Origin of the sequence: Collinsella sp. CLA-ER-H9 (genome assembly GCF_040092295.1) — a bacterium.
GTDB lineage: Bacteria > Actinomycetota > Coriobacteriia > Coriobacteriales > Coriobacteriaceae > Collinsella.
The window spans coordinates 36,680-42,975 of the sequence record NZ_JBBNLV010000016.1 but is presented as its reverse complement, the minus strand read 5'-3'; the positions used below and the strand labels follow the sequence as shown (position 1 = coordinate 42,975).

Sequence of the window (6,296 nt, the reverse complement as noted above, 5' to 3'; positions counted from 1 at the left end):
CTCCCTCCATCGCGGGCCGGGGGATTCCGGCCCCTCTGGGGTTGCCTACCCGGATTCGCGACTCAGGACTCAGCGCAACGCGTTGCGCTGAGTCCTGAGGCTGTTGCAATGAAGATGAGAATCAAGGGAAAAAAGAGGGACTATCGGCAAACGAGGAGCAATTAAACAAGTTGGTTGATAATTGCATGAAAGCAGATATACTACAATTGATTAGATAGAGGAGGTTTCTGCATGGACGTTATTAACAAAGATCTCTTGGAGCAACTGAAAGAGTCTCAGGAAGAGGGCGTCGTGGTAGAAGTGTTCGACTTTGAGGACTACATGGATAAATTCTGCCATTAGTTTCGGAATTTACTTGCCTCGCTTAAAGGAGAAGTCGATTATCGATTTCTCCTTTTTTAATTAAAGATATTATTGGAATACATGCTCTTAGCACAGGTTGGCGTCTCAGTAAACTGGGAGGTTGCTTTGGCTAGTTAGAGATATGTGAACGTCCGTTAGACTGAATCTCAGGGTAGAAGGGGCCTCCAGTGTCCAGATCAACAAGGCAATGCTGCGTTTCGGCTAATAAGAACGACGGCTTTTTGCGTGTGGCGGCGGCCTCGCCCAAGATTCGCGTTGCCGATGTCGAGGGCAATGCCGAGGTTGCGTTGGCGGCTGTTCGCGAGGCTACCGAGCGCGGCGTTCGCGCGCTGGTGCTGCCCGAGCTTAACCTGACCGGCTATACCGCGGCTGACCTGTTCCATAACCGCACACTGCTGCATGCCTGCGAGGCGGCACTTGTGCACATCCTCGATGAAACCCGTGAGTTGCCGGTCGTCTTTACCATCGGTCTTCCCGTTGCAGTTGCCGAGAATATCTACAACTGCGCCGCCGTGTGCTGCGCGGGCGAGCTTTTGGGCCTCACGGCCAAGAAGTATCTGCCCAACTATGGCGAGTTCTATGAGCGCCGTTGGTTTGCTCCAGCGCCTGCGGATCCCGTGTGGGTTGAATTTGCCGGTCAGGGTCCGGTTCCGCTGGGTTCGGGGCTTGTCTACCGCTGCTGTGATGAAGGTGCCGAGGATATGGTGCTGGGCGTTGAGGTCTGTGAAGACCTGTGGGTGCCGGCGCCCCCTTCGACCGAGATGGCGCTTGCCGGTGCGACGGTGATTCTCAACCCGTCGGCCTCGGATGAGATTATCGGTAAGGCAGACTACCGCCGCAGCCTTATCTCCAATCAGAGTGCGCGCCTGTACTGCGCCTATGCCTATGCGGACGCGAGTGAGGGCGAGTCCACGACCGATATGGTCTTTGCGGGTGAGAACCTCGTCTACGAAAACGGCTCCAAGCTCGCCGCGACCAAGCTGCTTACCTGCGACATGGCCATCGCCGACGTCGATCTTGACCGCCTGGTTGCCGAGCGCCGTCGCTCGACGACGTGGACACGCGCGGACGATGCGCTGGAGGCCACGACCGTTGAGTTTTCGTTTGAGGGCGTGCTGGCCAAAGAGCCTGTTCTGCGCGATGCCTGCGATATCGACCGCGTTTTCCCTCGCGCGCCTTTTGTGCCGGCCGACCACGGTGATCTGGCCGAGCGCTGCGAGACTATTCTCAATCTGCAGACTGCTGGCCTCAAGACTCGCCTTGCCCATACGGGCACCAAGGCGGCCGTCATCGGCCTTTCGGGCGGCCTCGATTCCACGCTGGCGCTCCTCGTGACCGTGCGTGCGTTCGACGCCTTGGGCCTGCCGCGCACCGGTATCACGGCCGTGTCCATGCCCGGCTTTGGCACGACGCACCGCACCAAGTCCAATGCCGAGTCGCTCGCTCACGACCTAGGCGTGAGCTTTCGCGAAGTCTCGATCCATGCAGCCGTGGAGCAGCATTTTAAGGACATCGAGCACGATCCGACCGTCCAGGACGTGACCTACGAGAACAGCCAGGCCCGCGAGCGTACGCAGATTCTGATGGACCTGGCCAATCAGGCCGGCGGTTTTGTCATCGGCACGGGCGACCTGTCGGAGCTGGCGCTCGGCTGGGCTACCTACAACGGCGACCACATGAGCATGTACGCCGTCAACGCGAGCGTGCCCAAGACGCTTGTGCGCCATCTGGTGCGCTATGCCGCTGATGTTTTTGGCGGGCGTATTGCCGAGGTCTTGCTCGATATCCTCGATACGCCGGTGTCCCCCGAGCTTCTGCCGCCCACGGGCGACGGCGAGATTGCGCAGAAGACTGAGGATTTGGTGGGCCCGTACGAGCTGCACGACTACTTCCTCTACTACCTGCTGCGTTTTGGCTTTGAGCCGGGCAAGATCTACCGCATGGCGCTCAAGAGCTTCGAGGGCGCCTACGACGTCAAGACTGTCCACACGTGGTTGCGTACGTTCTACCGTCGCTTCTTTGCCCAGCAGTTTAAGCGCAGCTGCCTGCCCGATGGTCCCAAGGTGGGCTCGGTGACGCTCAGCCCGCGCGGCGATTGGCGTATGCCGAGTGACGCCAGCTCGCGACTGTGGCTTGCGCAGATCGACGCGCTCAATCCAATTGACTAAGGTTGGCTAAATTGAACCAATGCGGGGGTTGCAAGCGTTACACTTTTGCAATCTGATGGCCCGTATCGCGCGGCGCTCTTGTCGGAGCGCCGCGTTTTTCATATCGAAAGGTGGCACCATGCAGGCATCGCAGCGTCTCGACCGCTTTGGCGCGGAGGTCTTCGCCTCGCTCAACAACAAACTGCTTGCGCTGAAGGCTCAGGGCAAGACCATTTACAACATGAGCGTGGGCACGCCCGACTTTAAGCCGTACGACCACGTGGTCGAGGCGCTCACGCAAGCGGCCCAGGACCCCGAGATGTGGAAGTATGCCCTGCGCGACCTGCCCGAACTCAAGCAAGCCGTGTGCGATTACTACGAGCGTCGCTTTGGCGTTTCGGGCATTACGCCGTCTATGGTGCAGTCGTGCAACGGCACGCAGGAGGGCGTTGGCCATTTGGGCCTTGCCCTGCTCGATCCGGGTGACACCATTCTGGTTCCCGATCCGTGCTACCCGGTCTTTGAGGCAGGTGCCAAGATCGCCGATGCCAAGCTCGAGTACTATCCGCTGGTGGCGGAGCACAATTACCTGCCCTATGTGGCGGGTATCGATCCCGAGGTGGCCGATCGTGCCAAGTACATGATTGTGTCGCTGCCCGCCAACCCGGTGGGCTCGGTGGGCACGCCCGAGGTCTACGAGGAGATCATCGCTTTCGCCCGCGAGCACGACCTGCTCATCGTTCACGACAACGCATACTCCGACATCGTGTTCGACGGCGAGCCGGGCGGCAGCTTCTTGCAGTATCCCGGCGCGCTCGAGGTGGGCGTTGAGTTCTTCTCGCTCTCCAAGTCGTTTAACGTCACCGGTGCGCGTATCGGCTTTTTGGTCGGTCGCGAGGATGTGGTCTCGGCCTTTGCCAAGCTGCGCGGCCAGATCGACTTTGGTATGTTCTTCCCGATCCAGAAGGCTGCTATCGCCTGCCTGAACGGTCCGCGCGATGAGGTCGAGGCGCAGCGTCTGAAGTACCAGGAGCGCCGCGATGCCCTGTGCGACGGTCTTGAGGGCCTGGGCTGGGAGCGTCCCAACGCGCATGGCTCTATGTTTGTGTGGGCCAAGCTTCCCGGTGGTCGCACCGATTCCATGGCGTTTTGCGAGGAGCTCATGGAGAAGGCCGGCGTTGTGGTGACGCCGGGCGCGAGCTTTGGTCCTTCGGGCGAGGGGCACGTGCGCATGGCGCTGGTCTTGCCGCCCGACCAGATTGCTTTGGCTGTCGAGGCCATTCGCGAGGCGGGCCTGTATTAGAAAGGTATTTCGGCTCGTCAATAGCTCGAAACCGATTTCGTGCAGTTATTTTACGATTTCTGCAAACAATTTCGGTAAACGGTCGATTTTTGGCTGCGAATAGGAGCATAATCAAAGTCCCGATTGGATGTATTGGGATTACGGCAAGCCGCTCGGGTCGTTCCCGGGCGGCTTGCTTGTGGAGAGAGATGGGAGTTTCTAATGGTTAACGAGAAGAAGGTCGCTATTGTCGGCTGCGGTTTCGTTGGTTCGTCTTCGGCGTTCGCGCTGATGCAGAGTGGTCTGTTCTCCGAGATGGTCCTCATCGACGTGGACAAGAACCGCGCCGAGGGTGAGGCCCTGGATATCGCGCACGGCATGACGTTTGCCGAGCCGATGAAGATCTACGCCGGCGATTATTCCGATGTCGCCGACGCCGCCATGATCGTCGTCACCGCTGGCGCTGCCCAGAAGCCCGGTGAGACCCGTCTGGACCTGGTCAACAAGAACGTCAACATCTTTAAGTCCATCATTCCCGAAATTAAGAAGTCTGGCTTCGACGGCATTCTGCTCATTGTCTCCAACCCGGTCGATGTTCTGACCTATGCCGCCATCAAGATGTCCGGCCTGCCCGAGGGCCATGTCATCGGCTCCGGCACCGTGCTCGACACTGGCCGTCTGCAGCAGATGCTTGGTGCCCACGTCGAGGTTGACCCGCGCGATGTCCAGGCCTATGTCATGGGTGAGCACGGCGACTCTGAGTTTGTCGCTTGGTCCAGCGCCCAGGTTGCCGGCGTGCCGCTGAACACTTTCTGCGAGCTTCACGGTCATCTGGAGCATGAGGCTGCCGAGAAGCGCATCGCCGAGGACGTCAAGAACTCCGCCTACACCATCATCGAGAAGAAGCACGCCACCTACTATGGCGTCGCCATGGCCGTCAAGCGCATCTGCACCGCCGTCATGCGCGATGAGCAGACCGTTCTGCCCGTCTCCTCGCTCATGGTGGGCGAGTATGGCCTGTCCGATCTTGCCATCTCCATGCCGACGGTCGTTGGCCGCGACGGCGTCGTCTGTCGCGTCCCCGTGCCGCTGAACGATGACGAGCAGCATGAGCTCACCGCCTCCGCCAAGGCCCTCAAGGACATTATCGACAGCGTCGACTTCTCCTGCTAAATCAAGCTCGTTGGAGCGAAAAGCTACAATGAAGGCGTCCGAGTCCACACGGCCCGGGCGCCTTTTTGGTGCAAAGTAACCTGACCCCAATGCACCATAGTTGATGGGAGCGCCATGTCGGATTCGCCTAATTTTTTGACATATGCCCAGACGGTGTTTGATCCGTTTGAGGAGCGGTCGTTCTGCGCGGTGGATAGCCTGGTCTTTGCGTGGTTGTCCTATTTGCGTTTGCCGGGTGATATGGCGGAGCTGACGAACTGGCAGGGCCTAGACGTACGCGAACTGCTGCGTGCCGAGTGCTACCGGGACATGATTGACGACTTGTGGGATCCAGAGGGGAGCAGGGCCTTGTTGGAGGCCGTGGCAGCAAACCCTCGTTACCGTGGCGTGCACGTTTGCGGCTATCGTGCCGTGAGCGATGTGGTAGCGACAGAGCAGTTTGCAGCCATGGCGTTCCGGTTTCCGGCGGGGTTTAGTTATCTTTCCTTCCGGGGGACCGACAGCACGATTGTGGGCTGGAAAGAGGACTTTAACATGGCGTTCCGGTGTCCTGTGCCGGCCCAGGAATCCGCGGTACGTTATGTGGACGAGGCGGCGGATGCGATTGGCGGGCCGCTTTTGTGCGGAGGTCATTCCAAGGGTGGAAACCTTGCGGTGTACGGTGCGGCGATGTGCTCCGATGTCGCCCGCGAGCGAATCGAACGGGCGTATTCCCATGATGGTCCGGGCTTCGTCGAGGAGTTTCTGAGCGGCAACGCCTTCGCCGACCTATCCGGTCGAATCGACAAGACGCTACCTCGGTCGTCGATCTTTGGCATGATGTTCGAGACACAGGAGGACTATGCCATCGTTGAGAGCACCGAGTTCAGCCTGCTGCAGCACAATCCCTTTAGCTGGGTGGTTGATGGTCGCGACTTCGTGTACTGTGAGCGCCTGTCCGCCGGTGCTCGATACGTTGATGGCTCCATTCGCGAGATGCTGCTTGCAGTTTCGCCTAGCGAGCGCGAGCGTTTTGTAGATGCGTTGTTCTCCGTGTTTGAGGCTACGGGTGCTGAGCGGTTTGCGGATATCGCTGGGAATCTGCGCGAGAGCCTGCCCGTGATGCTCCAGGCTGCGCAAGGGTTTGACAAGGATACGCGACGCTTTGTCTCGCAGACCATCGTGGCAATTCTTAAGTGTGCGCTGCTGCCCAAACGTCCCGAGTTCAGCGTGCCTTCTAGTGGTAAGAGCCTGGCAGAACAGCTCGAGGTATGGCAGTCCGAGCTCCTGCGCTAGCCATTGGTGCAAAGCAACCTGTCCCCGATGCACCAATCTTCGATGCGCCTGGGGCG

The 6,296-nt window shown here is 59.3% G+C and carries 4 protein-coding genes; all 4 read left to right on the top strand.

The genetic code is table 11. The features are described from left to right. The first annotated feature begins 530 nt into the window (after nt 1-530). The 4 genes from AAAX73_RS08425 to AAAX73_RS08410 all read left to right on the top strand — a co-directional run bounded on the left by AAAX73_RS08425 (nt 531) and on the right by AAAX73_RS08410 (nt 6,240). Nucleotides 531-2,531 (top strand): NAD(+) synthase, encoded by a 2,001-nt coding sequence (locus tag AAAX73_RS08425; protein WP_055252355.1) that lies wholly within the window; start codon nt 531-533, stop codon nt 2,529-2,531. A 118-nt stretch (nt 2,532-2,649) separates the two neighbouring features. Further along, nucleotides 2,650-3,813 carry an aminotransferase class I/II-fold pyridoxal phosphate-dependent enzyme gene (locus tag AAAX73_RS08420; RefSeq protein ID WP_006234344.1) on the top strand — a complete coding sequence of 388 codons (1,164 nt, stop codon included), beginning with the start codon at nt 2,650-2,652 and terminating at the stop codon, nt 3,811-3,813. 201 nt (nt 3,814-4,014) lie between these two features. Further along, nucleotides 4,015-4,965 carry an L-lactate dehydrogenase gene (locus AAAX73_RS08415; protein WP_006234343.1) on the top strand — a complete coding sequence of 317 codons (951 nt, stop codon included), beginning with the start codon at nt 4,015-4,017 and terminating at the stop codon, nt 4,963-4,965. Nucleotides 4,966-5,079: 114 nt separating this feature from the next. After that, complete coding sequence (locus AAAX73_RS08410; protein WP_055252356.1) at nt 5,080-6,240, top strand: Mbeg1-like protein; 1,161 nt, start codon at nt 5,080-5,082, stop codon at nt 6,238-6,240. Nucleotides 6,241-6,296: the final 56 nt, after the last annotated feature.